15 protein-coding genes, 1 tRNA gene, 3 rRNA genes and 1 pseudogene are annotated in these 25,613 nt (G+C 63.8%); 13 read left to right on the top strand and 7 right to left on the bottom strand.

The genetic code is table 11. The annotated features are described in order from the left end of the window. The first annotated feature begins 138 nt into the window (after positions 1-138). The 5 genes from FB459_RS16000 (at position 139) to FB459_RS15980 (ending at position 3,268) form a co-directional block, all read left to right on the top strand. Entirely contained in the window at positions 139-501 is a 363-nt protein-coding gene (locus FB459_RS16000) for an FtsB family cell division protein (RefSeq protein WP_211345214.1), read from the top strand. Then, complete coding sequence (locus FB459_RS15995) at positions 498-1,022, top strand: DUF501 domain-containing protein (RefSeq protein WP_246092497.1); 525 nt, start codon at positions 498-500, stop codon at positions 1,020-1,022. The genes FB459_RS16000 and FB459_RS15995 overlap by 4 nt, the downstream gene beginning before the upstream one ends. Beyond that, positions 1,019-1,960, top strand: a complete 942-nt coding sequence (locus tag FB459_RS15990; protein WP_141929195.1) for a Ppx/GppA phosphatase family protein — start codon at positions 1,019-1,021, stop codon at positions 1,958-1,960. The genes FB459_RS15995 and FB459_RS15990 overlap by 4 nt, the downstream gene beginning before the upstream one ends. A gap of 180 nt (positions 1,961-2,140) precedes the next feature. Next, positions 2,141-2,213 (top strand) — tRNA-Leu (locus FB459_RS15985). Between the two features lie 128 nt (positions 2,214-2,341). Then, on the top strand, positions 2,342-3,268 hold the full coding sequence (locus FB459_RS15980) for a Bax inhibitor-1/YccA family protein (protein WP_141929194.1): 927 nt from the start codon (positions 2,342-2,344) through the stop codon (positions 3,266-3,268). 59 nt (positions 3,269-3,327) lie between these two features. Here FB459_RS15980 and FB459_RS15975 read toward each other — a convergent pair whose 3' ends face one another. The 3 genes from FB459_RS15975 to FB459_RS15965 form a co-directional block, all read right to left on the bottom strand. Further along, on the bottom strand, positions 3,328-3,561 hold the full coding sequence (locus FB459_RS15975) for a hypothetical protein (protein WP_141929193.1): 234 nt from the start codon (positions 3,559-3,561) through the stop codon (positions 3,328-3,330). Positions 3,562-3,602: 41 nt separating this feature from the next. Beyond that, positions 3,603-4,826, bottom strand: coding sequence for an acetyl-CoA C-acetyltransferase (locus tag FB459_RS15970; RefSeq protein WP_129624517.1), 1,224 nt, complete (start codon positions 4,824-4,826; stop codon positions 3,603-3,605). A gap of 69 nt (positions 4,827-4,895) precedes the next feature. Then, on the bottom strand, positions 4,896-5,966 hold the full coding sequence (locus FB459_RS15965) for an SGNH/GDSL hydrolase family protein (protein ID WP_129624516.1): 1,071 nt from the start codon (positions 5,964-5,966) through the stop codon (positions 4,896-4,898). A 146-nt stretch (positions 5,967-6,112) separates the two neighbouring features. Between FB459_RS15965 and FB459_RS15960 the strand changes: the two genes are divergently transcribed. The 6 genes and pseudogenes from FB459_RS15960 to lysX form a co-directional block, all read left to right on the top strand. Beyond that, positions 6,113-7,489: a cystathionine beta-synthase gene (locus tag FB459_RS15960; protein ID WP_141929192.1), complete on the top strand. Its 1,377-nt coding sequence runs from the start codon at positions 6,113-6,115 to the stop codon at positions 7,487-7,489. A 437-nt stretch (positions 7,490-7,926) separates the two neighbouring features. Beyond that, positions 7,927-9,449: ribosomal RNA gene (locus FB459_RS15955) — 16S ribosomal RNA — on the top strand. Between the two features lie 426 nt (positions 9,450-9,875). Further along, a 23S ribosomal RNA gene (locus FB459_RS15950) occupies positions 9,876-13,001 on the top strand. A gap of 103 nt (positions 13,002-13,104) precedes the next feature. Further along, positions 13,105-13,222 (top strand): 5S ribosomal RNA (gene rrf, locus FB459_RS15945). Together the 16S, 23S and 5S rRNA genes form the textbook arrangement of a ribosomal RNA operon. 356 nt (positions 13,223-13,578) lie before the next feature. After that, the gene (locus tag FB459_RS15940; RefSeq protein WP_246092496.1) at positions 13,579-15,120 is read left to right on the top strand and encodes an IS1634 family transposase; all 1,542 of its coding nucleotides are present in this window, start codon (positions 13,579-13,581) and stop codon (positions 15,118-15,120) included. A 27-nt stretch (positions 15,121-15,147) separates the two neighbouring features. Beyond that, a pseudogene (lysX, locus tag FB459_RS15935) lies at positions 15,148-17,547 on the top strand (bifunctional lysylphosphatidylglycerol synthetase/lysine--tRNA ligase LysX); the annotation flags it as partial. Between the two features lie 6 nt (positions 17,548-17,553). Here lysX and FB459_RS15930 read toward each other — a convergent pair. Both FB459_RS15930 and FB459_RS15925 read right to left on the bottom strand, forming a co-directional pair. Then, positions 17,554-20,976: an error-prone DNA polymerase gene (locus tag FB459_RS15930; protein WP_129625990.1), complete on the bottom strand. Its 3,423-nt coding sequence runs from the start codon at positions 20,974-20,976 to the stop codon at positions 17,554-17,556. 25 nt (positions 20,977-21,001) lie between these two features. Continuing rightward, positions 21,002-22,582, bottom strand: a complete 1,581-nt coding sequence (locus FB459_RS15925; RefSeq protein WP_170221972.1) for a DNA polymerase Y family protein — start codon at positions 22,580-22,582, stop codon at positions 21,002-21,004. Positions 22,583-22,780: 198 nt separating this feature from the next. Between FB459_RS15925 and FB459_RS15920 the strand changes: the two genes are divergently transcribed. Then, on the top strand, positions 22,781-23,710 hold the full coding sequence (locus tag FB459_RS15920) for a DUF2382 domain-containing protein (RefSeq protein ID WP_129625988.1): 930 nt from the start codon (positions 22,781-22,783) through the stop codon (positions 23,708-23,710). A gap of 66 nt (positions 23,711-23,776) precedes the next feature. On the opposite strand, the gene FB459_RS15915 is transcribed toward FB459_RS15920, so the two are convergent. After that, on the bottom strand, positions 23,777-24,394 hold the full coding sequence (locus tag FB459_RS15915) for a hypothetical protein (protein ID WP_129625987.1): 618 nt from the start codon (positions 24,392-24,394) through the stop codon (positions 23,777-23,779). A gap of 80 nt (positions 24,395-24,474) precedes the next feature. Here FB459_RS15915 and FB459_RS15910 point away from each other — a divergent pair, with 80 nt between their 5' ends. Beyond that, entirely contained in the window at positions 24,475-25,017 is a 543-nt protein-coding gene (locus FB459_RS15910; protein WP_141929189.1) for a phosphoribosyltransferase, read from the top strand. Between the two features lie 68 nt (positions 25,018-25,085). Here the strand turns inward: FB459_RS15910 and FB459_RS15905 are convergent, their stop codons facing one another. Then, entirely contained in the window at positions 25,086-25,595 is a 510-nt protein-coding gene (locus FB459_RS15905; protein WP_129625985.1) for a ferritin, read from the bottom strand. Between the last annotated feature and the right edge of the window lie 18 nt (positions 25,596-25,613).

Below are 25,613 nucleotides of genomic sequence, written 5' to 3'. Positions count from 1 at the left end.
TCGACGTCTCGTCCTGCCGCCGCGCGGCGGGGCAGCACGCGTCCGGAACACCGCGACGCCTCGCGCGGCAGTTCGGCCACCGGTCGTCTCGCCGCGATACGCGAGCGCACTCGTCGGCGTCCGCAGTCGATGAAGAGGATGACGATCCTCGGTGTCCTGCTGCTCTTCCTTGCCGTGATCATCACGCCCACGCTGAACAGTTACCTGCAGCAGAAGCACCAGATCAACGAGCTCGGTGCGCAGGTCACCCAGAAGCAGAAGGACGTCTCCACCAAGGAGACCGAACTCAAGAAGTGGACGAACGACCCCAAGTTCGTCAAGCAGCAGGCACGTGACCGCCTCGGCTTCGTCAGCCCAGGAGAGACGCTGACCGTCCTCGTCGACGAGAACGGCAAGCCGGTCGGCACCGTCGACCCGTCGGGCAAGAAGGTCTCCACCAACCCCTGGTACGGCCAGGTGTGGCAGTCGACACTCGCGGCCAACCGGGGCGACAAGAAGTGACCGCAGAGAGCCACCCCGACATCGACCGAGCGGATCTGGACGCCGTCGAACGCCAACTCGGACGCCTCCCGCGGGGTGTCGTCGAGATCGCCGGACGCTGCCCGTGCGGCTGCCCGACCGTCGTCCGCACCCTGCCGCGGCTGCCCGACGGCACGCCGTTCCCGACCTCGTTCTACGCGACTTGCCCGCGCCTGACCGGAGCGATCAGCACGCTCGAGGCGAATGGGATGATGCGCGAGATGACGCAGGAGCTCAAGGACGATCCCGAACTCGCCTCCGCCTACCGTGCGGCCCACGACGACTATCTGCGTCGCCGCACCGAGCTCGGTCAGGTCGAGGAGATCGACGGCATCTCCGCCGGCGGGATGCCCGACCGGGTGAAGTGTCTGCACGTGCTGGTCGCTCACTCGATCGCCGTCGGACCCGGCGTGAATCCATTGGGGGACAAGGCTCTTGCCGCACTGCCGAACTGGTGGGAGAACGGCTGCTGTTCCAACATCGACCACCGGGAGAACGCATGAGGGTCGGCGCCGTCGACTGTGGCACGAACTCGATCCGACTGCTGGTCGCCGACATCGACGACGGCGTGCTGACCGATGTCGAGCGCACGATGCGCATCGTGCGCCTGGGGCAGAGCGTTGACATGACCGGTCGCATCACCGATGACGCGATGGAACGTACCCTCGACGCCGCGAACGACTACGCCAAGGTCTGCGAACAACTCGACGTGGAGGCGGTGCGCTTCGTCGCGACATCCGCCTCCCGTGATGCGTCCAACGCGCAGGACTTCATCGACGGAGTGCGCGCGGCCTTCGCCGTTTATGGCATCGATCCGGAGGTCGTCTCCGGGCTCGAAGAAGCCTCGCTGTCCTTCCGTGGCGCCACCGGCGATCTCATCGCCCAGGACGCTGCGTCGCCATACCTCGTCGTCGACCTCGGCGGCGGCTCGACCGAGTTCGTGCGCGGCACCGACGAGGTGGAGCGTTCGATCTCGATGGACATCGGATGCGTCCGGATGACCGAACGCCACCTGAAGTCCGACCCGCCCACCCCGGACGAGATCGAGGGCGCGTTGCGCGACATCAACGCCGCGATCGACGAGGCGCAGGACGCGGTCGGATTCGACGGCATCGGGTCGCTGGTCGGTCTCGCCGGGTCCATCACCACGATCACCGCGAACGCGTTGCACCTGCCGACCTATGACAAGTCAGCGATCCACGGCGCACGTATCCCGATCGGGGACGTCGAACGCTCCGCCACCGAACTGCTGACCGCGACCCGGGAGCAGCGAGCGGCCATGCCGTTCATGCATCCCGGCCGGGTCGACGTCATCGGCGCCGGGGCCCTTATCTGGCGCACCATCGTGCAGCGGGTCAGTGAGCACAGCGCGATCGAGCACACGGTCACCAGCGAAAAGGACATCCTCGACGGAATCGCCCTCTCCGTTGCGAACAACTGAGTGTCCCCGACCGGACTCGAACCGGGATGTTTTCTACCGGCTCCTGCGCCGGTCGTGGTCGGAGCTCGTTCCTCGCGGGAACCACCAGACGCCCCGCCTGCGCGAGCCTGGCCGTGTGGTCATCCAGGTGCCACCACTGGCATGGCAGGGCAGCTCGCACTGACCGTCTAATCTGTGTCTGCCCCCGTAGCCCAATGGCAGAGGCAGGCGCCTTAAAAGCGCTTCAGTGCGGGTTCGAGTCCCGTCGGGGGCACTGTCTCGAGGCGGTCACGATCCACAATCGCGGTGTGCGTGGGGATGATTTCGCCCATCCGAACGCTTTACTTGTGTAGAGGACTGAGCCCACACCCCGTGGGACGCGATCGTCGACGGAGGAGAGCGATGGCAACCAACCCGGTGTTCGACCGGTTCGAGAAAGACATGCAGCGCGGTGAGTATGCCGGTTTCGGCAACCGCCAGCAGCCGCAGTACGGACAGTACGGCCAGGGCGACCCCTATGCGGGTCCGCAGAACAGCCAGCAGGCTTACGGAACGCCGGGCCAGTACGGCCAGATGAACCCGAACGCGATGCAGCAACCGCAGGCTCCCGGCTACGGCAGCCCTGAGTTCGGAGCGCCGATGGCACCGGAGGCCACCGGTCGGCGGATGACGCTCGACGACGTCGTCGCCAAGTCGCTCGGCCTGTTCGGTCTGCTGCTGATCAGCGCCGGTGCGGGTTGGATGGTCACGGCCAACAACCGTCCGGCCGGCATGGCGATCTGGATGGGCGGCATGATCGCCGGCATCGTCCTGGGCTTCGTGATCAGTTTCAAGAAGACGATCTCGGTGCCCCTGATCGTGGCCTACGCGGTCATCGAAGGCGCTTTCCTCGGTGCGATCAGCCAGTTCTTCAACACGATGTTCGACGGCGTCGTCCCGCAGGCGGTGCTGGCGACCCTGTGCGTGTTCGCCGGCATGTTCGCCGGCTGGAAGTTCGGCCTGATCAAGGTCAACGACCGCACCCGCAGGATCTTCGCCTTCGCCGCGCTCGGCTACTTCCTGTTCGCCATGGTCAACCTGGTGCTGCAGTTCACCGGTGTCCTCGACCAGTTCGGGTTCTTCAGCATGGGCACCTTCGGCATGATCCTGTGCCTGCTCGCTGTCGCCCTTGCGTCGTACTCGCTGGCGATCGCCTTCGACACGATCCAGTATGCCGCCAATGCCGGTGTGCCGGAGAAGACCTCGTGGCTGCTGGCTCACGGTCTGATCGTGTCGATCGCGTGGCTCTACCTGGAGTTGCTGCGGCTGCTCGCGATCAGCCGCGACTGATCACCACCGCATCAAGAAGGCCCGCACCATTTTGGTGCGGGCCTTCTTCGTCGGTGCGTTCAGCCAATGACGTGACGCAGTCGGAGGAGTTCCTGCGCCGCCGCGTCGCCGTGCCCGGACGCGGACGCGTCGTACGCCGCGACCTTCAACTGGTCCATGGTCGCGACCGGTCCCAGCTCCGCGAAGTCGTCGGTCGGGCCGCTGAGGTCGAACAACGCACGTGCCGACGCACGAACCCGCGGACACAGCGCGGACGCGCGGTCCAACGGCAGCTGTTGCCACCGTCGGACCACGCGTCCGAGTTCGAGGCGTACCGCCTCGGGTCTGGGGTCGATCAGGACAGACGCTCGTAGATGATCGCCATGCCCTGGCCGCCACCGACACACATGGTCTCCAGACCGTAGGTGCCGTCGACGGTCTGCAGGCCGTTGAGCAGCGTCGTCGTGATGCGGGCGCCGGTGGAGCCGAACGGGTGGCCGAGGGCGATCGCGCCACCGAACTTGTTCAGCTTGTCGAAATCCATGCCTAGGTCGTCGGCCGAGGGCAGCACCTGAGCGGCGAACGCCTCGTTGATCTCGTAGAGGTCCATGTCGCCGATCGTCATACCGGCGCGCTTCAGCGCCTGCTTGGACGCCTCGACCGGGCCGAGGCCCATGATCTCGGGGGAGAGGCCCGAGACGCCGGTGGAGATGACGCGAGCGAGCGGCGTCAGACCCAGTTCCTTGGCCTTGGTGTCGCTCATGACGACGACCGCTGCGGCGCCGTCGTTCAGCGGGCAGCAGTTACCTGCGGTGACGGTGCCGTTCTCCCGGAACACCGGCTGCAGGCTCGAGACCTTCTCCAGGGTGACGCCGGCACGTGGACCGTCGTCGGTGGAGACGACAGTGCCGTCAGCCAGGGTCACCGGCGCGATCTCGCGCTCGAAGAAGCCGTCCTTGATGGCCTGCTCTGCACGGTTCTGGCTCGAGACGCCCCACTCGTCCTGCCGCTCGCGGCTGATGCCGCGGGAGGTCGCGACGTTCTCGGCGGTCTGGCCCATCGCGATGTAGACGTCGGGCAGCATGCCCTCGTCGCGCGGGTCGGTCCAGGGGGTGTTCTCGGCTGCGATCTTCGCCGTGCGAGCCACGGAGTCCTTGAACTTGGAGTTCTGGATGTCCTCGCGCGACGAACCGGCGCTGGAGAAGTCGAGGTAACGGCTCACGCACTCGACGCCCGCCGAGACGAAGATGTCACCTTCTCCGGCCTTGATCGCGTGGTACGCCATGCGTGTGGTCTGCACCGATGAGGAGCAGAAGCGGTTGACGGTCGCACCGGGAACGGTGTCGAGGCCGGCCAGCACCGCGACGACGCGTGCCATGTTGTTGCCGTGCTCGCCCCAGGGCTCGGCGCAACCGAGGTAGAGGTCGTCTATTAACGTCGGGTCGAGATTCGGCACCTTGGCCAGTGCGGCCTGGACGACCTGGGTCGCGAGGTCGTCCGGGCGGACGTCCTTCAACGAACCCTTGAATGCGCGACCGATCGGCGTGCGGGCGGTCGAGACGATGACTGCTTCGGGCATGGGTCCTCCGATGTCGGTGGGTTCACGGCACGCGCGGGCGGCGCGGTGGTGCCGGGGCTTCCTCCGAGTCTACGACTCGGTAACGTCCGATGTGACGGGCGTCTCGTGGTCGCTCATCCCGGTCACGGATGCGTCCGGCGCAGGCGGTTCGACGGCGGCCGGAAGCGGTTCATGGTGGCGTCGCAACAGCACCGCCCAGCGTCCGCGGTGGCCCGACTCCTGTCCGCCGATCGCGGTGGCGCTGACCTCGGTTCCCGGATCTCGCACGGCTCGCATCGCCGCGACGGAGACCGGACCGATGCTCTCTCCGCGGCGGCGATCGGGCGCACGGCCGGTGTCGGTCGAGGCCTGGCCGAGCGCGTCCAACACGGAGGGGATCAACGCCGATGCCGCGCGCGCGTAGCCGGCTGCGGAGGGATGGAAGCGGTCCTTGCTGAACATCACCGACGGCGTCTGCTCGAACTCGTGACCGAGCAGGTCGCCGAGGGACACCGTGCGGCCGCCGTGCTCGACGACCGCGACGGTCTGGGCTGCGGCGAGGTCACGCGACCACTTGCGGGTCAGGAAACGCAACGGTTGGGGGACGGGTTCGATCACTCCGAGGTCGGGACAGGTGCCGACGACGACCTCGCACCCGACCGCGCGCAAGGCTGCGACGGCCGCGGCGAGGTGGCGTATCGAGGTGGCGCGCTGGACACTGCGCGTGACGTCGTTCGCGCCGATCATGATCAGCGCGACGTGCGGTCGGTCGACGAGTTCGAGGGCGCGCTCCACCTGGGCGCCGAGGTCGGTCGAGATCGCTCCGACGGACGCGACGTTGGTCAAGTGCACCGGACGTCCCGCAATGGCGGCAACCGCGGTGGCGACGATCGCACCGACGGTCTGGGTCGACCGGTCGGCACCCATCCCTTTGGCGGTGGAGTCGCCGACGACGAGCAACTCGACCGGCGCGCCGGGTGCGTGCCCGTAGGTGCCGGAGTCCTCCGGCGCTCCTTCGAAGGGCTGGCCGACGACCCGACGGGCGATCATCGCCTCGATCCGCAGCAGCCCGTACGCGCCAAGACCGACACCTGCCAGGCCGGCGGCCCCGATCGATCCTGCGTACGCCGCAGTGGAAGCGATCTTGCGTGCCCCGGTCATGCCTCACCCCGTTCGATTCGGTTGCTTCGCTTTCGGTGGATCCTCTCACCACGGGTCCCCGGACGCGTGCTCACAGGTCAACCTCCCGCAGCCGGGCGACGTGACCGCTACTTCGTATTCCGACCACGATGTGAGACATTCCCGGCATGAAGTATGCGGAGCACATCGTGGACCTCGTCGGCGGCACACCCCTGGTCAAGCTCAACAGCGTCACGGACGGCATCGCGTGCACGGTGCTGGCCAAGGTCGAGTACATGAACCCGGGCGGGTCGGTGAAGGACCGCATCGCGCTCAAGATGATCGAGGCTGCCGAGGCGTCGGGAGAGTTGCAGCCGGGTGGCACCATCGTCGAGCCCACCTCAGGCAACACGGGGGTCGGTCTGGCCCTCGTCGCCCAGCGCAAGGGCTACAAGTGCATCTTCGTCTGCCCGGACAAGGTCAGCGAGGACAAGCGCAAGGTGCTGCGCGCCTACGGGGCGCAGGTCATCGTCACCCCCACGTCAGTGGCGCCTGAGCACCCGGACTCCTACTACAGCGTGTCCGACCGCATCGCCCAGGAGACCGAGGGCGGTTGGAAGCCGGATCAGTACTCCAACCTGAACGGGCCCGCGTCGCACTACGAGACGACCGGCCCGGAGATCTGGAACGACACCGACGGCAGGATCACCTCCTTCGTCGCCGGCATCGGCACCGGAGGCACGATCACCGGCACCGGCCGCTACCTGAGTGAGATCTCCGCCGCTCGGGAAGGCGGACGGGTCCGGATCATCGGCGCGGACCCCGAGGGCTCGGTGTACTCCGGGGGCACCGGACGGCCGTATCTGGTGGAGGGCGTGGGTGAGGACATGTGGCCGCGTGCCTACGACCCGAAGGTGGTCGACGACGTGATCGCCGTGAGCGACGCCGAATCCTTCGAGATGACGCGCCGGTTGGCCCTGGAGGAGGGCCTGCTGGTCGGCGGGTCTTGCGGCATGGCCGTCGTGGCCGCGTTGCGTCACGCGAAGGACTTGCCCTCCGACGCGGTCGTGGTCGTCCTGCTTCCCGACTCCGGGCGGGGATACATGTCGAAGATCTTCGACGACAACTGGATGTCCTCGTACGGTTTCATGCGGGGGCAGGAGAGCCGCACCGCCGGCGATGTGCTTGCGGCCAAGAGCGGCGACATGCCTGCGCTCGTCCACACCCACCCGAACGAGACCGTGCGGGACGCCATCGAGATCCTGCGCGAGTACGGCGTCTCGCAAATGCCGGTCGTGAACGCCGAGCCGCCCATTATGGCCGGAGACGTCGCCGGCGCCGTGAGCGAGCGTGTACTGCTGGATGCGATCTACGCCGGCAAGGCCCATCTCGCCGACTCCGTCGAGAAACACATGGAGCCGGCGCTTGCGTTGGTCGGTGCTGGCGAACCGGTCGAGCACATGCGCGCACAGCTGGCCGAGAACGACGCCCTGATGGTCGTGGACGGCGGTAAACCGATCGGCGTGCTGACCCGTGCGGATCTGCTGGGCATCCTGGCCGACTGACGTGCTGGTTTCGTCGGTGTGCGCCCAGGCGCGATCAAGCGAAAACAGCCTCTGACCTGCGGATTTGGAAGTTTCCGCGATGGTCACCTAGTGTTTACCACGTCAGCCCGACAGGGAGGCGGAAACACCGGAAGGTGGGGCCGCGCCGCAGGCTGGCAGGCCGGCTTGACTCTCGCCTGGAGCGGAGCTAAACTGGTCACTCCTTCCGGAGCCAAGCGCGCGAGGATCCACGGATCTGACGCCCAAGAGTCGGGGGAGCCAGAAAATCAGCTCGGAGAAGATGCCTCATCGTATTTTCGACGATGCCTGATCGTTTCTTGAGAACTCAACAGCGTGTCGAGTGATTGATGCCAAATGTTTGTTTGGTTGAGATTGTACTCAGTAGCATTTTTTTGGATGCTCTTGATCAATTTCGGCCAGGATGGTTTTTCTGTTTTTTTACGGAGAGTTTGATCCTGGCTCAGGACGAACGCTGGCGGCGTGCTTAACACATGCAAGTCGAACGATGAAGCTCCAGCTTGCTGGGGTGGATTAGTGGCGAACGGGTGAGTAACACGTGAGTAACCTGCCCTTCACTCTGGGATAAGCCTTGGAAACGAGGTCTAATACTGGATATTCATACATGGTCGCATGGTTGTGTGTGGAAAGATTTTTTGGTGAAGGATGGACTCGCGGCCTATCAGCTTGTTGGTGAGGTAGTGGCTTACCAAGGCTTTGACGGGTAGCCGGCCTGAGAGGGTGACCGGCCACACTGGGACTGAGACACGGCCCAGACTCCTACGGGAGGCAGCAGTGGGGAATATTGCACAATGGGCGAAAGCCTGATGCAGCGACGCCGCGTGAGGGATGACGGCCTTCGGGTTGTAAACCTCTTTCAGTAGGGACGAAGCGAGAGTGACGGTACCTGCAGAAGAAGCACCGGCTAACTACGTGCCAGCAGCCGCGGTAATACGTAGGGTGCGAGCGTTGTCCGGAATTATTGGGCGTAAAGAGCTTGTAGGCGGTTTGTCGCGTCTGCTGTGAAAGACCGGGGCTTAACTCCGGTTCTGCAGTGGGTACGGGCAGGCTAGAGTATGGTAGGGGAGACTGGAATTCCTGGTGTAGCGGTGAAATGCGCAGATATCAGGAGGAACACCGATGGCGAAGGCAGGTCTCTGGGCCATTACTGACGCTGAGAAGCGAAAGCATGGGGAGCAAACAGGATTAGATACCCTGGTAGTCCATGCCGTAAACGTTGGGCGCTAGGTGTGGGACTCATTCCACGAGTTCCGTGCCGCAGCTAACGCATTAAGCGCCCCGCCTGGGGAGTACGGCCGCAAGGCTAAAACTCAAAGGAATTGACGGGGGCCCGCACAAGCGGCGGAGCATGCGGATTAATTCGATGCAACGCGAAGAACCTTACCAAGGCTTGACATACACCGGAAGCATGCAGAGATGTGTGTGCCTTTTGGCTGGTGTACAGGTGGTGCATGGTTGTCGTCAGCTCGTGTCGTGAGATGTTGGGTTAAGTCCCGCAACGAGCGCAACCCTCGTTCCATGTTGCCAGCACGTGATGGTGGGGACTCATGGGAGACTGCCGGGGTCAACTCGGAGGAAGGTGGGGATGACGTCAAATCATCATGCCCCTTATGTCTTGGGCTTCACGCATGCTACAATGGCTGGTACAGAGGGCTGCGATACCGTGAGGTGGAGCGAATCCCTTAAAACCGGTCTCAGTTCGGATTGGGGTCTGCAACTCGACCCCATGAAGTTGGAGTCGCTAGTAATCGCAGATCAGCAGTGCTGCGGTGAATACGTTCCCGGGCCTTGTACACACCGCCCGTCAAGTCACGAAAGTCGGTAACACCCGAAGCCGGTGGCCTAACCCTTGTGGGGGGAGCCGTCGAAGGTGGGATTGGCGATTGGGACTAAGTCGTAACAAGGTAGCCGTACCGGAAGGTGCGGCTGGATCACCTCCTTTCTAAGGAGCGACAGTGGCCTTTCATCACCGCGTGTGTGGTGGGGTCCTGCTCAAGGGTGGAACATCAATCATGGTGCCCGTGACCGGGTGGCTGTCTCGACCAAGTACGAACCGGTGGTTCGGCTGATGTGAGTGATCATGGATGCTGGACTGGGTTGTGGAAAGGTGTTGGGGTGGTTGCTGGGTGTGGGGTGTCGGCACGTTGTTGGGTCCTGAAGAAACGATCTTCGGCGACTGGTACAGCTCCTTCGTGGGTTGTGGTGGTTGGTTGGGGTTGTTTTTTCTGGGTTGGCAGGCTGTTCGCCGGCTGCACTGAATAATCTGGGCTTGTGGGTCTGGGTTGGTGTGGGTGGTGGTGGTGCTGTGTGTTGTTTGAGAATTGCATAGTGGACGCGAAGCATCTGTAGTGCTCTGTGAAGTTTTTTTGTGTAAGTTTTTAAGAGCGTACGGTGGATGCCTTGGCACCAGGAACCGATGAAGGACGTAGGAATCTGCGATAAGCCTCGGGGAGTCGATAACCAGACTGTGATCCGAGGATTTCCGAATGGGGGAACCCCGCACCATTCATGTGGTGTGACCCATACCTGAACTCATAGGGTATGTGGAGGGAACGTGGGGAAGTGAAACATCTCAGTACCCACAGGAAGAGAAAACAAGAGTGATTCCGTGAGTAGTGGCGAGCGAAAGCGGATGAGGCTAAACCGCGGTTGTGTGATACCTGTCAGGGGTTGCAGTCGTGGGGTTGTGGGATCGTTCTTACCAATGCTGACATGTTGGTGGGCAGTTAGAAATGGCGCGTGTAGGCGAAACATCTTGAATGGTGTACCGGAGAGGGTGTAAGTCCTGTAGCCGAAACATGTGTCACTGTCTTGGACGTGTTCCCAAGTAGCACCGGGCCCGTGAAATCCGGTGTGAATCTGGCAGGACCACCTGCTAAGCCTAAATATTCCCTGGTGACCGATAGCGGACTAGTACCGTGAGGGAAAGGTGAAAAGTACCCCGGGAGGGGAGTGAAATAGTACCTGAAACCGTGCGCTTACAATCCGTCAGAGCCTCCTTGTTGGGGTGATGGCGTGCCTTTTGAAGAATGAGCCTGCGAGTTAGTGCTCAGTGGCGAGGTTAACCCGGGTGGGGTAGCCGTAGCGAAAGCGAGTCCGAAGAGGGCGCCCATAGTCGCTGGGTCTAGACCCGAAGCGGAGTGATCTACCCATGGCCAGGTTGAAGCGACGGTAAGACGTCGTGGAGGACCGAACCCACTTAGGTTGAAAACTGAGGGGATGAGCTGTGGGTAGGGGTGAAAGGCCAATCAAACTCCGTGATAGCTGGTTCTCCCCGAAATGCATTTAGGTGCAGCGTCACGTGTTTCTTGCCGGAGGTAGAGCTACTGGATGGCTGATGGGCCTCACCAGGTTACTGACGTCAGCCAAACTCCGAATGCCGGTAAGTGAGAGCGTGGCAGTGAGACTGTGGGGGATAAGCTTCATAGTCGAGAGGGAAACAGCCCAGATCACCAGCTAAGGTCCCTAAGCGTGTGCTAAGTGGAAAAGGATGTGGAGTTGCTGTGACAACCAGGAGGTTGGCTTAGAAGCAGCCACCCTTTAAAGAGTGCGTAATAGCTCACTGGTCAAGTGATTCCGCGCCGACAATGTAGCGGGGCTCAAGCACACCACCGAAGCTGTGGCAATCACACGACACCCTGATTTCAAACCTTGTGTTTGTGGTCCAGGGGTGTGGTTGGGTAGGGGAGCGTCGTGTGGGCAGTGAAGCGCCGGAGTGATCCAGGTGTGGAGGCCACACGAGTGAGAATGCAGGCATGAGTAGCGAATGACGGGTGAGAAACCCGTCCGCCGAATAACCAAGGGTTCCAGGGTCAAGCTAATCTGCCCTGGGTAAGTCGGGACCTAAGGCGAGGCCGACAGGCGTAGTCGATGGACATCCGGTTGATATTCCGGAACCGGCGAAGGACCGCCCATATCGAACCAAGGGATGCTAACCACCCGAACCATCATGTTCGTACGCCTTCGGGTGTGCGTGTTGGTGGGGAGCGTGGGACCCGATCTTGTAGTAGGTAAGCGAGGGAGTGACGCAGGAAGGTAGCCTCCGCGGGGCGATGGTTGTCCCCGTCTAAGACTGTAGGCCGACTGGTAGGCAAATCCGCCAGTCATTGAGGCTGAGAGTTGATAGTGACCACATATGTGGGAAGTAGGGTGATCCTATGCTGCCGAGAAAAACTTCTAGCGAGGTTCGAGCCGCCCGTACCCTAAACCGACTCAGGTGGTTAGGTAGAGAATACTAAGGCGATCGAGTGAATCGTGGTTAAGGAATTCGGCAAAATGCCCCCGTAACTTCGGGAGAAGGGGGGCCCAATCCTTGAAGTGACGTGCTCACTAGGGGTGAGGGCCGCAGAGACCAGGGAGAAGCGACTGTTTACTAAAAACACAGGTCCGTGCGAAGAAGTAATTCGATGTATACGGACTGACGCCTGCCCGGTGCTGGAACGTTAAGGGGACCGGTTAGCCTTTGGGCGAAGCTGAGAACTTAAGCGCCAGTAAACGGCGGTGGTAACTATAACCATCCTAAGGTAGCGAAATTCCTTGTCGGGTAAGTTCCGACCTGCACGAATGGCGTAACGACTTCTCCACTGTCTCAACCGCGAACTCGGCGAAATTGCACTACGAGTAAAGATGCTCGTTACGCGCAGCAGGACGGAAAGACCCCGGGACCTTTACTACAGCTTGGTATTGGTGTTCGGTACGGCTTGTGTAGGATAGGTGGGAGACTGTGAAGCATGCACGCCAGTGTGTGTGGAGTCAACGTTGAAATACCACTCTGGTCGTTCTGGGCTCCTAACCTCGGTCCGTGATCCGGATCAGGGACAGTGCCTGGTGGGTAGTTTAACTGGGGCGGTTGCCTCCCAAAAGGTAACGGAGGCGCCCAAAGGTTCCCTCAGCCTGGTTGGCAATCAGGTTTTGAGTGTAAGTGCACAAGGGAGCTTGACTGTGAGACAGACATGTCGAGCAGAGACGAAAGTCGGGACTAGTGACCCGGCGGTGGCTTGTGGAAGCGCCGTCGCTCAACGGATAAAAGGTACCCCGGGGATAACAGGCTGATCTTGCCCAAGAGCTCATATCGACGGCATGGTTTGGCACCTCGATGTCGGCTCGTCGCATCCTGGGGCTGGAGTAGGTCCCAAGGGTTGGGCTGTTCGCCCATTAAAGCGGTACGCGAGCTGGGTTTAGAACGTCGTGAGACAGTTCGGTCCCTATCCGCTGTGCGCGTAGGAAACTTGAGAAGACCTGTCCCTAGTACGAGAGGACCGGGATGGACGAACCTCTGGTGTGTCAGTTGTTCCGCCAGGAGCACCGCTGATTAGCTACGTTCGGAAGTGATAACCGCTGAAAGCATCTAAGCGGGAAGCACGCTTCAAGATGAGGTTTCCATGCCCCTTTGTGGGTGAGAGGCTCCCAGTAGACGACTGGGTTGATAGGCCGGACGTGGAAGCACAGTAATGTGTGTAGCTGACCGGTACTAATAAGCCGATAACTTACTCAAACCCTTCACAACAAAGGGTTCCTGCAGTTCATGCTTTAGCGTCCACTATGCGATATCTGAAACAACACGCAACAAACCTGTTGGCGTCATAGTTTCATAGTGTTACGGCGGTCATAGCGAAGTGGGAAACGCCCGGTCACATTCCGAACCCGGAAGCTAAGCCCTTCAGCGCCGATGGTACTGCACTCGGTAGGGTGTGGGAGAGTAGGACACCGCCGGACTTCTTTTTAAAGGCAAAGGGCCGCCCTCAGGGGCGGCCCTTTGTGCATTCCTCGGCTGGTTCTGGCGTTCATTTTTCGCCCCAAGAACGCGGATCGCACCGGCGTCCTGCAAGATGGATATCGGGCCTCGGGAATGAGGGTGCGAGAAGCAGAATGCGGAGGCCGCTGGGTGAGCGTCAGCAGGGTGTTCAAGGGCTCGATCAATTCGTATGGCGGATCCGCCGGATCGGTGCGTCCCAAGACCTGACTTGCACAGGTGATGCCGATTGATGGCACCTGACGCGGTGTTTGTGCTGGTCAGCGGGTTGCCGGGTTCGTGAACCACACACTAACGGTGGGCCGGTAGCGTCTCGTTCGTGGTGTTCGTGCGGAAGGTGAAGACGGCTTCGGGAGCCACGGCGGTTCAGCTCGCGGAGTACGCCGGCGGCCGCGACCGCGTGATCGAGCACCTCGGCTCGGCGCACACCGAGGCCGAGTTGGCCGTGCTGCTGGACCTCGCACACGCGAAGTTGCACGAGGGCCAAGACGAGCTTGACCTCGACTGGGCACGCCCGGTTAGCGGGGCGCCCGTGGTGCAGGCACAAGCCTCACAACTACTGATCCACGCGATCCGGTCAGCATGGAACCGGTTGGGATTCAACGAGATCGGTGACGAGGCGTTCTTCTCGTTGGTGCTCGCGCGGCTGGTGGAACCGACCAGCAAAGTTGACTCGCTGCGCGTGCTGACCGAACTCGGATACGAGGCACCGCACCGCAACACCTTCACTGCGACGATGAAACGCTGCGCGACCCGCGGATACCGGGACGTGATCGCGACCAAGTGTTTCGCGCATGCCGCGACTGCTGGTGATGTGACGTTGTGCCTGTACGACGTCACCACGCTCTACTTCGAGGCCGAGCACGAGGACGACCTACGCAAGGTCGGCTACTCCAAAGAACGCCGCGTCGACCCCCAAGTCGTCGTCGGGCTACTCGTCGACCGGCACGGGTTCCCGTTGGAGATCGGCTGCTTCGAAGGCAACCGGGCAGAGACGGCCACGATCGTGCGGCAGTTCGCTGACCGGCACAACCTGGCCGATATCGCGATCGTTGCCGACGCGGGCATGCTGTCCGCGACCAACCTCCACGCCTTGGATGAGGCGGGGTTGCGGTTCATCGTCGGGTCCCGCCTCACCAAAGCACCGCAGGATTTGGAATCGCACTTCCGGTGGCACGGTGACGCGTTCACCGACGGGCAGATCATCGACACGATCACCCCACGCACCGCCACCCACGCAGCGCGAGCCGTCAATGATGTGAAGCTGAAGTCCGAGCCGGTGTGGAACCCAGCGGTGCACACCACTGCGTGGCGGGCGGTGTGGGCGTACTCGGCCAAACGTGCGGCCCGAGACGCCAGGACCTTGACGTTGCAGGAGAACCGGGCGATGGCCGTTGTGGAGGGTGAGCGGGCCCCGCACAAGACTCGGTTCGTCAAGACGGACAACGGCGCCCGATCCTTGGACGAGGCGTCGCTGGCGCGGGCGCGGCGGTTGGTCGGGTTGAAGGGGTACGTCACGAACATCCCGGTCGACCTGGCGACCGCCTCGGAGGTCATCGGGAACTATCACGACTTGTGGCGGGTCGAGCAGTCCTTCCGGATGTCCAAAACCGACCTGCGAGCACGGCCGATGTTCCACCACACCCGCGACGCGATCGAAGCCCACCTCACGATCGTGTTCGCTGCCCTCGCGGTCGCCCGCTACCTGCAGAACGAAACCGGGCTCAGCATCAAACGCATCGTCACCACCTTGAGGCCACTACGCGAAGTGCAGGTCAGCATCGCTGGACACCTCATCACCGCCCAGCCACAACTCACCCCCGAAGCCGAGCAGATCCTCCGTCTTCTTGGCACACACTAAAACTGTGCAACTCGGGTCGAAGCCTGGCGCAAGCAGTGCCGTGAACTCGGTCTGTACAGCGCGGTTCTTTCCAGTGGTGACAAGGCGTCCCAGATGTATGTCGACGCCGGCCTGCGGGCCTTCCCATTGGGCGACGAAGCGATCATCGACGTCGACTCCTTCAGTCTGCGGGGTCGGTCCATGCGTCCGGTGCGACAGGCGGTCACCAGGATCAACCGGGCCGGATACACCGCCGAAGTTCGTCGACACGGTGACCTGAACCCCGATGAACTCGCCGAGATCGAACGCCTGGCCACCGAATGGCGCGGCAACGAGACCGAGCGTGGTTTCTCGATGGCGCTCAACCGACTTGGTGACCCGGCCGACGGTCGATGCGTACTCATCACGGCCCGAGACCGCGAAGGTGTCATTCGTGGTTTTCTGTCGTTCGTGCCGTGGGGCGTGCGCGGTGTGTCCCTGGACCTCATGCGTCGAGACCGCTCCGCGGAGAACGGTCTCAACGAGTACCTGGTCGCCAAGCTGATCGAACTCGGCGGTGACCTGGGCATTCGCCGGGTGTCGCTGAACTTCGCCGTGTTCCGCAACGTGTTCAGCACAGCCGATCAGGTGGGTGCCGGTCCGGTCACGAAGCTGACGGATGCTGCGTTGTCGTTCGCGTCCAGGTTCTACCAACTCGAGACGCTCTATCGGTCCAACGACAAGTACCGCCCGACGTGGGTTCCACGGATGCTCTGCTACGACCCCGCCCTCACCGTGGCCCGCGCCGGGCTGGCGATGGGTATCGCCGAGGGCTTCGTGCGTCCGGTCGGTCCTCGCTTCCTCATCGGACCTCGTCCGGGTGAGAGCCAACCGGTGCGCACCGAGGAGGGGTTCAACGAGACCGTGCGTGAGCAGGAACGCGATCTGCTCATTCCGGAACCGGACGCCGTGCAACTCAGCGAGCAACAGCGCGTCCGTCGAGGCAAGCTGGAACTGCTGCGGGAGGCGGGTTTCGAGGGCTACCCCGTGTCGGTGCCGCGCACGCATCGCGTGGCCGAGCTTGTTGCAGCACACAGGGGGATGGCCCCCGACACGACGACCGACGTCGCCGTGTCGGTCAGCGGACGCATCCGCGCCTGGCGCAATCTGGGCGGCGTCACCTTCGCAGTCCTCGACGACGAGGGCTCACGGATCCAGGTGATGGTCACCGTCGAAGGAACACCCCGCCAGGCGCGTGAACTTTGGCGCCGGACGGTCGACCTGGGCGACCTGGTGAGCGTCACCGGCGTGGTCGCGACCTCCCGCAACGGAGAACTGTCGGTGCTGATGCACTCGTGGCGCATGGCGTCCAAGTGCTTGAGCCCCATGCCGGTGATGCATACCCGACTGTCGCAGGACCTCCGGGCGCGCAACCGTTCCCTCGACCTGCTCCTCGACCCGAACTCACTCGCGATGCTGCAGCGCCGGTTCATCGGCGTGCGAGCCATGCGTGACGTCTTCACCGACAAGGGGTTCGTCGAGGTGGAGACGCCTATGCTTCAGGCGATCCACGGCGGCGCGGCCGCGCGTCCGTTCAAGACGCATATCAACGCCTACAACATGGGCCTGTACCTGCGTATCGCACCTGAGCTCTACCTGAAGCGGCTAGCGGTCGGCGGGATGCAGCGGATCTTCGAACTGAACCGCAACTTCCGCAACGAGGGCGCGGACGCGACCCACAACCCGGAGTTCACCTCGCTGGAGGCGTACGAGGCCTACGGCGACTACGACACCATGCGCGAACTCATGCGGGAGGTCGTGCTGCGCACCGCGGTTGCCGTGAACGGCCGTCCGGTCGCCTTGCGGCCCAACGCTTCAGGGGGAGTGGACGAGGTCGACCTGGACCGTCCGTGGCCGGTCGTGACCGTGCACGAGGCGGTGTCGAAGGCGGTCGGGCAGACCGTCACCAGCGCTTCGCTGCTCGCCGACCTCGCGCAGATCTGCGCCGCCCACGGTGTAGGTGCGCCGGCCGGGGCCGGTCCGGGCAAGCTGGTGATGGAGTTGTACGAGGCACTGGTCGAGAAGGAGACCACGTTCCCGACCTTCTACAAGGACTTCCCGGTCGAGGTCTCGCCGCTGGCGCGTCCGAACCGCAACGACCCGAAGTTGGCGGAACAGTGGGACCTGGTGGCGTTCGGCGCGGAGATGGGCACCGCGTACAGCGAGCTCATCGACCCCATCGATCAGCGCGAGCGTCTGACCCGTCAGTCGATGGCCGCTGCCGCGGGCGACCCGGAGGCGATGGAGGTCGACGAGGCCTTCCTCGGGGCACTCGAACTCGGCATGCCGCCGACCGGTGGCCTGGGATTCGGTGTCGACCGACTGATCATGATGCTGCTCGGCACCAACATCAAAGCCACGCTCGCGTTCCCGTTCGTGCGTCCGAGTGTTCACGGCGACGACGACTGAACCTGTTCAACGGAAGTCGCGCGACCCGGTACGCACGCTGATCGTGAGCGGTTCCAGCCGGTCGGCGACCAGATTGGTGATCGCCATACCGTCGGCGGCCGAACTTTCGAGGATGCCGCGGATGACCATGGCGGGCGCCGTGCGAGCGATCCGTCGGTAACGGTGCCACACGCCACGACTGACGATCACGTTGAGCAGGCCGGTCTCGTCCTCGAGGTTGAGAAAGGTGATGCCGCTCGCGGTGGCCGGACGCTGCCGGTGGGTGACGACGCCGGCCACCTCGATCCGGCGTCCGGACTCGACCGTCCGGCAGGACTCGATCGGTCGAACTCCTCTGGCGCTCAACGCCTCCCGGTTGTGCCGGATCGGGTGATCGTTCGGGCTGATGCCGGTCGATTGCAGATCGTGCTGCAGGATCTCGCCCGGAGTGAGCAAGGGGAGCAGCGGTGGTTGGTAGGGCACGGTGAACTCCAACTGGCCCTCGCGGACGGTCGCCGCCTCCGCGGACCGCCACAGGGCATCACGCCGCGAGCCGGCGATGCAATCGAGCGCGCCGCTGAGCGCCAGAGCCTCCAGTTGGTCGGCGTCCAGCACCGCCCGGCGGGACAGATCGGCCAGATCGGTGAACTCGCCGTCCTTCTGCCTGGCGGCGACGATGCGTTCGGCGGCTGCCTCGCCGAGGTTCTTGATCTCGTCGAACCCGAGCCGTACGGCGAACGGGGCATCACGCCGGTGCTCGGCGGTGTCGTCGGGCCGGCTCGGGTCGAACAGTCCGATGTCGTCCTCGCTGTGGTCGCACAGACAGTCGGGGAGTCCGGAGGGGGAGGCGGGGGAGGTGATGGAGTCGTCGATCGGTTCGAGTCCGGCGTACACATCGGAGCGGTGCAGATGCGGCGGACGCACCTGCACACCGTGGCGGCGGGCGTCACCGACGAGAGTCTGCGGTGCGTAGAAGCCCATCGGTTGCGCGCGCAGCAGGGCGGCGAGGAAGGCGGCGGGGTAGTGCAGTTTCAGCCAGGAACTGGCATAGACCAGCACCGCGAAACTGAGCGCGTGTGACTCGGCGAACCCGAAGTTGGCGAACGCCTCGATCTTGTTGTAGATCTCGTCGGCCACTTCGGGACTGATGCCGTTGGCATACATACCTTCATAGAGCCGGGTCCGCAGGGCGTCGATCCGTTCCACCCCGCGCTTGGAACCCATCGCCCGGCGCAGCAAGTCGGCGTCGGCGGGGGAGCAGCCGCCGACGCTGACCGCCATCTGCATCAGTTGCTCCTGGAACAACGGGACGCCGAGGGTGCGTTCGAGCACGTCCTTCACCAACGGATGTGGGTAGGTGATCTCGTCCTCGCCGGTGCGCCTGCGGATGTAAGGGTGGACGGCGCCGCCCTGGATCGGGCCGGGACGGATGAGCGCGATCTCGACCGCGAGGTCGTAGAAGCAGCGGGGCTTCAGGCGGGGAAGGGTGCCCATCTGAGCGCGGCTCTCGACCTGGAAGACGCCGATGGAGTCGGCTCGGGCGAGCATGTCGTAGACCCCGCGTTCACCCTTCGGCAGCGTCTCGATGTGCCACTGCTCGCCCAGGTGCTCCTGCACGAGATCGAAGGTGTACTGCAGCGCGGCCAGCATGCCCAGGCCGAGCAGGTCGAACTTCACCAGTCCCATCCACGCGCAGTCGTCCTTGTCCCACTGCAGGACGGTGCGGTTCTCCATCCGGGCCGGTTCGATCGGGCACACCTCACCCACCGGTCGCTCGGTGAGCACCATGCCACCGGAGTGGATGCCCAGGTGCCGCGGGAAGGTCAGCACCTGTTGCGCCAGACCGATTACCGGTAGGGGGATGTCGTGGTCGGCACTACTGATGTCGGCGCCCCACCGTTCGACCTGCTTGGACCATGCGTCCTGCTGACCTTGACTGTGCCCCAAAGCTTTTGCCATGTCGCGGACGGCGTTCTTCGGACGATAGGTGACGACATTGGCCACCTGCGCCGCATTGCGTCGGCCATAACGCCTGTAGACGTACTGGATCACCTCCTCGCGTCGTCCGGAATCGAAATCGATGTCGATGTCGGGTGCTTCTTCGCGTAGTTCGGACAGGAAGCGTTCGAACGGCAGCCGGTAGAAGATCGGGTCGATCACCGTGATGCCCAGCACGTAACAGACCAGGGACGCGGCCGCCGACCCGCGGCCCTGGCACAGGATGCCTTCGCCACGGGCGAAGGTGACGATGTCGTGGACGATCAGGAAGTAGCCGGGGAAGTCCTTGGCCTCGATGACGTCGAGTTCCTTGTCGAGCCGCTGGCGCACCTCGGCCGACATCGGCGAGAACTTTTGTGCCGCAGCGGTTTCGACCAGTTGTCTCAGGTAGCTCATCGACGTGTGTCCGGCCGGTACGTCCTGCTTCGGCAGACGTGGGGTCGCTGCACGGAGCCGGAAGCCGGACTGGTCGGCGATCTCGACGGTGCGCTCGATCGCACCGGGGAACCGACCGAACCGTCGCTGCATCTCGCCCCCGCTGCGCAGGTGAGCCTGGTCGGACGCGGGTAACCAGCCGTCGAGATCGTCGAGACTGCGCCGTGCGCGAACGGCCGCGACGGCTGTTGCGAGCGGGTAGTTCTCCGGTGAGGCGTAGTGGACGGCGTTGGTCGCCACGACGTCGAGTCGGCACCGGCGAGCCAGATCGGCCAGTCGGTCATTGCGTGGACCGTCACTCGGATCACCGTGATCGGTGAGTTCGACCAGAACGCGATCGTGACCGAAGAGTTCGGCCAGACGCTCGAGTTCGCTCATGGCAGCGCCTTCATCACCTCGCGAAAGTGCTTGCCGGACAAGGCCTTTGCGGCATCCGGTCAGCACAAAACTTGACCCGGAGGTGATGCTCGCGATGCGGGCGAGGTCGTGCACCGGGCGCCCCTTCTCCGCCTCCGGGTGTAGGTGACCGTCGGTGAGGGCGGTGGCCAACTTCCGGTACCCCTCCACGCCATCGGCGATCAGGACGAGGTGATGTCCTTCCGGATCGGCGTTGCCGTTCTGCGGTGCGCTCAATCCGAACGACAGCTCGGCTCCGTACATCGTGATCAGGTCGCCGTAACTCTCGGCAGCTTCGGCGAGCCGGACGATGCCGTACAGCCCGTCGTGGTCGGTGAGTGCGAGCCCGTGCAGCCCGAGCGCCACCGCCTCGGTGACGAGATCCTCGGGCGAGGAGGCACCGTCCAGGAAGCTGTAGTGCGAGTGGGCATGCAGTTCGGCGTAGGGCACGACGACGTCGGGGCGGTCGATCCTGGCCGGAGTGAACTTGGCACGTTTGCGGGAGAACGCCGGCCCGTCACCACCGTCGGCGACCAACTCCTGCCGCACCTGCGGGCGGACGCCGTGAGAGAGGGCCTGCTCCAGTTGCGACCACGGGATCGGCGGGTTGTTCCATCCCATCCCTCACCACCACAACCTGCGTAGGTCAGTCATAGCGAGCCTCGATCCACCAGCCGTTCGGTGCGGCGATCAGCAACCACGCCTGGGATGCGTCGTCGATGATCTGAAAACGATTGACCTGCAACGGTTTTTGCCACCAATGCTGACGCAGCGGCCAGGGTCCGTTCCATGCGACGATCCGGCGCCGGGGAGACCGATCATGGGCCGGCCGCCAGTGGGTCGGCGGACGGGAAAGGTTGCCGCGCGAATCGACCCCGACCGCCTCGCCGTCGTCCGTGCTCACCTCTGCGGGGCGGGCTCGTCGGAAGACGGTGGCCGGTGCCGGGCCCGGGACGGTGCCCGGCCAGGGTTGCTCCAGCCGGGCTTGGGCCGGAGCGGCATCACCCCACGGACGGATCGCCTGTCGCTCGTGCAGCAACCGTCCGCCGACCAACGTCGCACTGCACACGCCCGAGTGACCGAGTTCGTGCTGCAGCGAGGTGAGTGCATGGACGATGTGTCGGTCGGGGCGTTCTCCCCAGAGGCCTTGAGCGTGTTCGCTTGCAGCCGTGGGAGATTCGGCGGCGACGGCCACGGAGCTGATTGCGTCGAACCGGGTCTGCTGTTCGGCGTCGAAGTCGTCTAGTTGCCACCGGACCCGCTCGACCATGTCGTCGACTCCGAAGGGCCAGGTGTGCCGCCACCGGCGTTCGTGTACCACTCCTGCCTCGGTGCGCAGTTCGACACGGATCTCGTGACAGACCTGTCCGGCACGGCGCAGGCGCTCGGTCAATTGCTCGCAGTGAACGCGTACCCAGTGGGTGATGGTGGTGGTGTCGGTGGCCGGTGGGTCGCAGACCGCACGTACCGAAAGATCGGTGGGCACCGGGGATGTGCGCAACAAAGGAGCGTCCTGCCCGCTCGCGAGTCGGTGGGCGCGCAGGCCACCCTCGCCGAAGCGTGCATGAACCTGTTGTCGAGGCAGTCGAGCGAACGCGCCGAGGTTGCGAATACCGATGCGGCGCAGAGTTTTTGCCAGGTCAAGTTGATCGACCTCCTGCGCGACGGCCTCGACCGGCAGGGTGCGTAGGAAGCGGTGGGTGTCGTCGGCGGACAGGTTGACGAACGGGCGTTCGGGTGTCGTCGCGTACGCGGCCTGCTCTGCTGCGAAGAGTCCTTCGGCGACTGCGATCCGGGCGTCGGGGACGTCGGTGTCGCTCAGTTGGTCGAACAGGCTCTCCACCACGGCGTCCTCGCTGCCGTAGAAACGCGAAGCACCGGCGATACGCATCGCGATTGTGCCTGGACGCAGCACCTGCATGTGGGGAACGAGCTTCTCCACCGCACGTAGAACCGGCGCGAAGTGTCGCTCGTCGAGTGCCGGGTCATGTTGCAGGACAACAAGATTCGGACACCGTACCTGCGCTTCTCGGACCCGTAGGCCGACGGTCACGGCTTCCTGGGCCGCGGTCTCGCAGACCGCGACGAGCCGGCCGGCCCGAACCAGTGCGAAGGCCGACGGGGCGGCGCTTCCCATCGAGCGGCGTACCGCCTCGATCGACCAGTTCGGGCACCACACGACCAGCGCACGCGCGGGGCGTGTGCTGAGTGGGATGGACGCGGTCATCCATCGAGTATCGAACATGTGTACGAACTAGGCAAGCGCGGTGAGTCGCGGGCAGGTGGGACATCAATCAGAAAATCTGTCGCTCCGCAAGCCCCCACTTCGTCCTCAGGCATGACACAAATGAGATGTGACTGTTCAGCGAACAGTCTTGGGAGAGCAGGAAGTCTCAACCAACATCTCTTGAAGGGGTTGTAGTTCATGACGCTTGACATCAATCGGCTGCACGGCCAGAACGTTGTCGACCAGGACGGTGACAAGGTCGGTTCCATCGGCCAGGTCTACCTGGACGACGAGACCGACCGCCCCACCTTCGTGACGGTGAAGACCGGGCTTTTCGGCAACAACGAGACCTTCGTTCCGCTGGACATGGCGCAGAACGACGGTGACGACCTGCGTGTCCCGTACACCAAGGACTTCATCAAGGACGCGCCGAACGTCGACGCCGACGGTCACCTGTCCGAGCAGGAGCAGGACGAGATCTACCGCTACTACCAGCTCGACGGTGGCCGCGCCGGCGGTGTGGATGACGGCCGCATCGGCAATGACGGCGACCGCGACCGTGACGGCCTGGGTGTTGCCGGTGCTGCTGGTGAAGTTGCCGGCCGTGGCGGAGATGTCGACCGTGACCTCGACCGTCCCGACACCGGCGACCGCGACCGACGTGGCTTCGACGGCGACGACAACTCGGTCGTCCGCCGCGAGGAGGAGCTCAAGGTCGGCAAGGAGCGTGTCGAGACCGGCCGCGTCCGCTTGCGCAAGCACGTCGTCACCGAGCAGAAGACCGTCACCGTGCCGGTCGAGCGCGAGGAGTTCGAGGTCGTCCGTGAGCCGATCACCGATGGCGACGGCAGCCGTGGCGGCAAGCTCGGCGACGACGAGGTGTCGGTGACCCTCTCCGAGGAGCGTCCGGTGGTCGACAAGGAGGTCGTCGACAAGGAGCGCGTCGGACTGCAGACCAACAAGGTCCAGGACGAGCGCCGCGTCGACGCCGAGGTCGGCCGTGAGGAAGTCGTCGTCGACGAGGACGGCCGTCGTGGTGTCGACGGTGACCGCGACGACAACCGCGGCCTTGCCGACAAGGCGAAGGACAAGGCTCGCGACCTGAAGGACGGCCGCGACAACCACTGAGCTGTCGTGATCGCATGAAGTGGCCCCGGGGTTCTCCCGGGGCCACTTCTCATGTCGCGGAAGATCTCACCGACGGTGCGGTGGTGGCCACTGGACGGTGGCGCTCGTGGTGCGGTGGCCGCGGGTGCACGAGATCGTCAACTCGCGACTCACCAGGTGGCCATGGCCGTGTTCGAGCCCGTGCCAACGATCGGCGGTCACCTCGAAGGTGCTGGTCGCCTGCGGCCAAGCGCCGGCAACAAGCAGGGTCGCGCCCCGGTGGCGCAGGCGGGCGAGCAGTCGATTGCGCAACCCGGGTGCGAGGGGTGGAGCAGGGCGGGCGAGGACAACGTCGATCGCCTCGATCAGCGCGCAGACGGTGTCGAGCCATTGCTCGGGTCGTACTTGTGGGATGAGGGCAAGACGTTCCAGGTCGACGCCCCACTCGTCCGCACACTCCAGGCCCAGATCCGGGAAACCGACTGTGGCGCACCATGATCCGGCGGCGGATGCGCCGGCCATCAAAGCGATGCCCAGGCTTGTCGAGTTGGTGATGCAGTGAACGGTGCCCACTCGTAGTCCCGGCCCGACCAGTTCGGTCAGGGCGGAATGGGTGGGCAGCGACTGTCCGGCCGGCTGTGCGCGGTGCAGTTCGCTGCGTAGGGCAGCGATCGTCTCCAGTCGATCCGGAAGGGTCGTGGTCATCCATCAAGCATCGAACACATGTTCGATATATGCAAGTGGCCGGTGCACACGTTCGGGACGGCATGCGGCAGGATCTACACATGGCTGCTGAGCGGGAAGTGCTGACCTACGAAGACTTCGGGCGTGCGGTGCGCGAGGTCGCCCAGAATGTGGTCGATTCCGGCTTCGAACCGGACCTCGTCCTGTCGATCGCGCGTGGCGGTCTGCCGTTCGGCGGCGCCCTCGGGTACGCGTTGGACATCAAGAACGTGTCGGTGGTGAACGTCGAGTTCTACACCGGCGTCGATCAGCGACTGGACGTGCCGATCATGCTGCCGCCCACACCTGCGGCGGTGGATCTGTCAGGGATGAAGGTGCTTGTCGTCGATGACGTGGCCGACACCGGCAAGACGCTGAAGCTGGTGCAGGAGTTCGTCGCCGACCACGTGGCCGAGTCCAAGATCGCGTGCATCTACGAGAAATCGCGCACGATCGTCAACTGCGACTATGTGTGGAAGTACACCGATCATTGGATCGACTTCCCATGGTCGAGCCAGCCGCCGCTCACCTCCTCGCAGACCAAGCACCGAAGCGCAGGCCCGCGCCGAACTGACCAAGGCGCTGACCGCTGCCAAGGTGACTGATCGTCGCGCTGAGCCCAACGCAAAGGCGCCGTCCCCGGATCCGGGAACGGCGCCTTTCGTATGTGCGATCAGGCCTCGGTGGACTCGGTCGGGCGCTTGCCGAGTTCCTCATCCAGGCGCAGCAGTCCCGGACCGTCGTCATTGATCAGCTTCACTCGTCCGACGATCTCGCTGACCGTCGCCTCTTCCTCGATCTGCTCGTTGAGGAACCAGTTGAGCAGCGGGCGGGAGTCGAGGTCGCCCTCCTTCTCGGCCGCCCGGTACAGGTCGCGGATCGAATCGGAGACGCGCTGCTCGTGCTTCAGCGCGGCCTCGAACGCGTCCAGCACCGTCTGCACCTGCACCTGCGGTGCGGGGATGGTGCCGATCTTCGCGTCGTTGTCGCGGTCGGCGACGTGGTCGATGAACTTGTTCGCGTGCACGATCTCCTCATCGGCCTGGTGGCGCAGCCACGCTGCCATACCGGGAAGATCCATCTCGTCCATCTCGATCGCGAGCTGGCGGTAGACGATCGATGCTTCGAACTCGAGGGTGATCTGGTCGTTGAATGCCTTCTCCAGGGCGTCGCTCATCTTCATTCCACGAGCCTAACGCGC

The sequence above is a fragment of the Yimella lutea genome, assembly GCF_006715095.1.
GTDB classification, from domain to species: Bacteria; Actinomycetota; Actinomycetes; order Actinomycetales; family Dermatophilaceae; genus Yimella; species Yimella lutea.
Note: the sequence above shows the minus strand (reverse complement) of the source record. Positions and strands in the feature narration are given on the sequence as shown.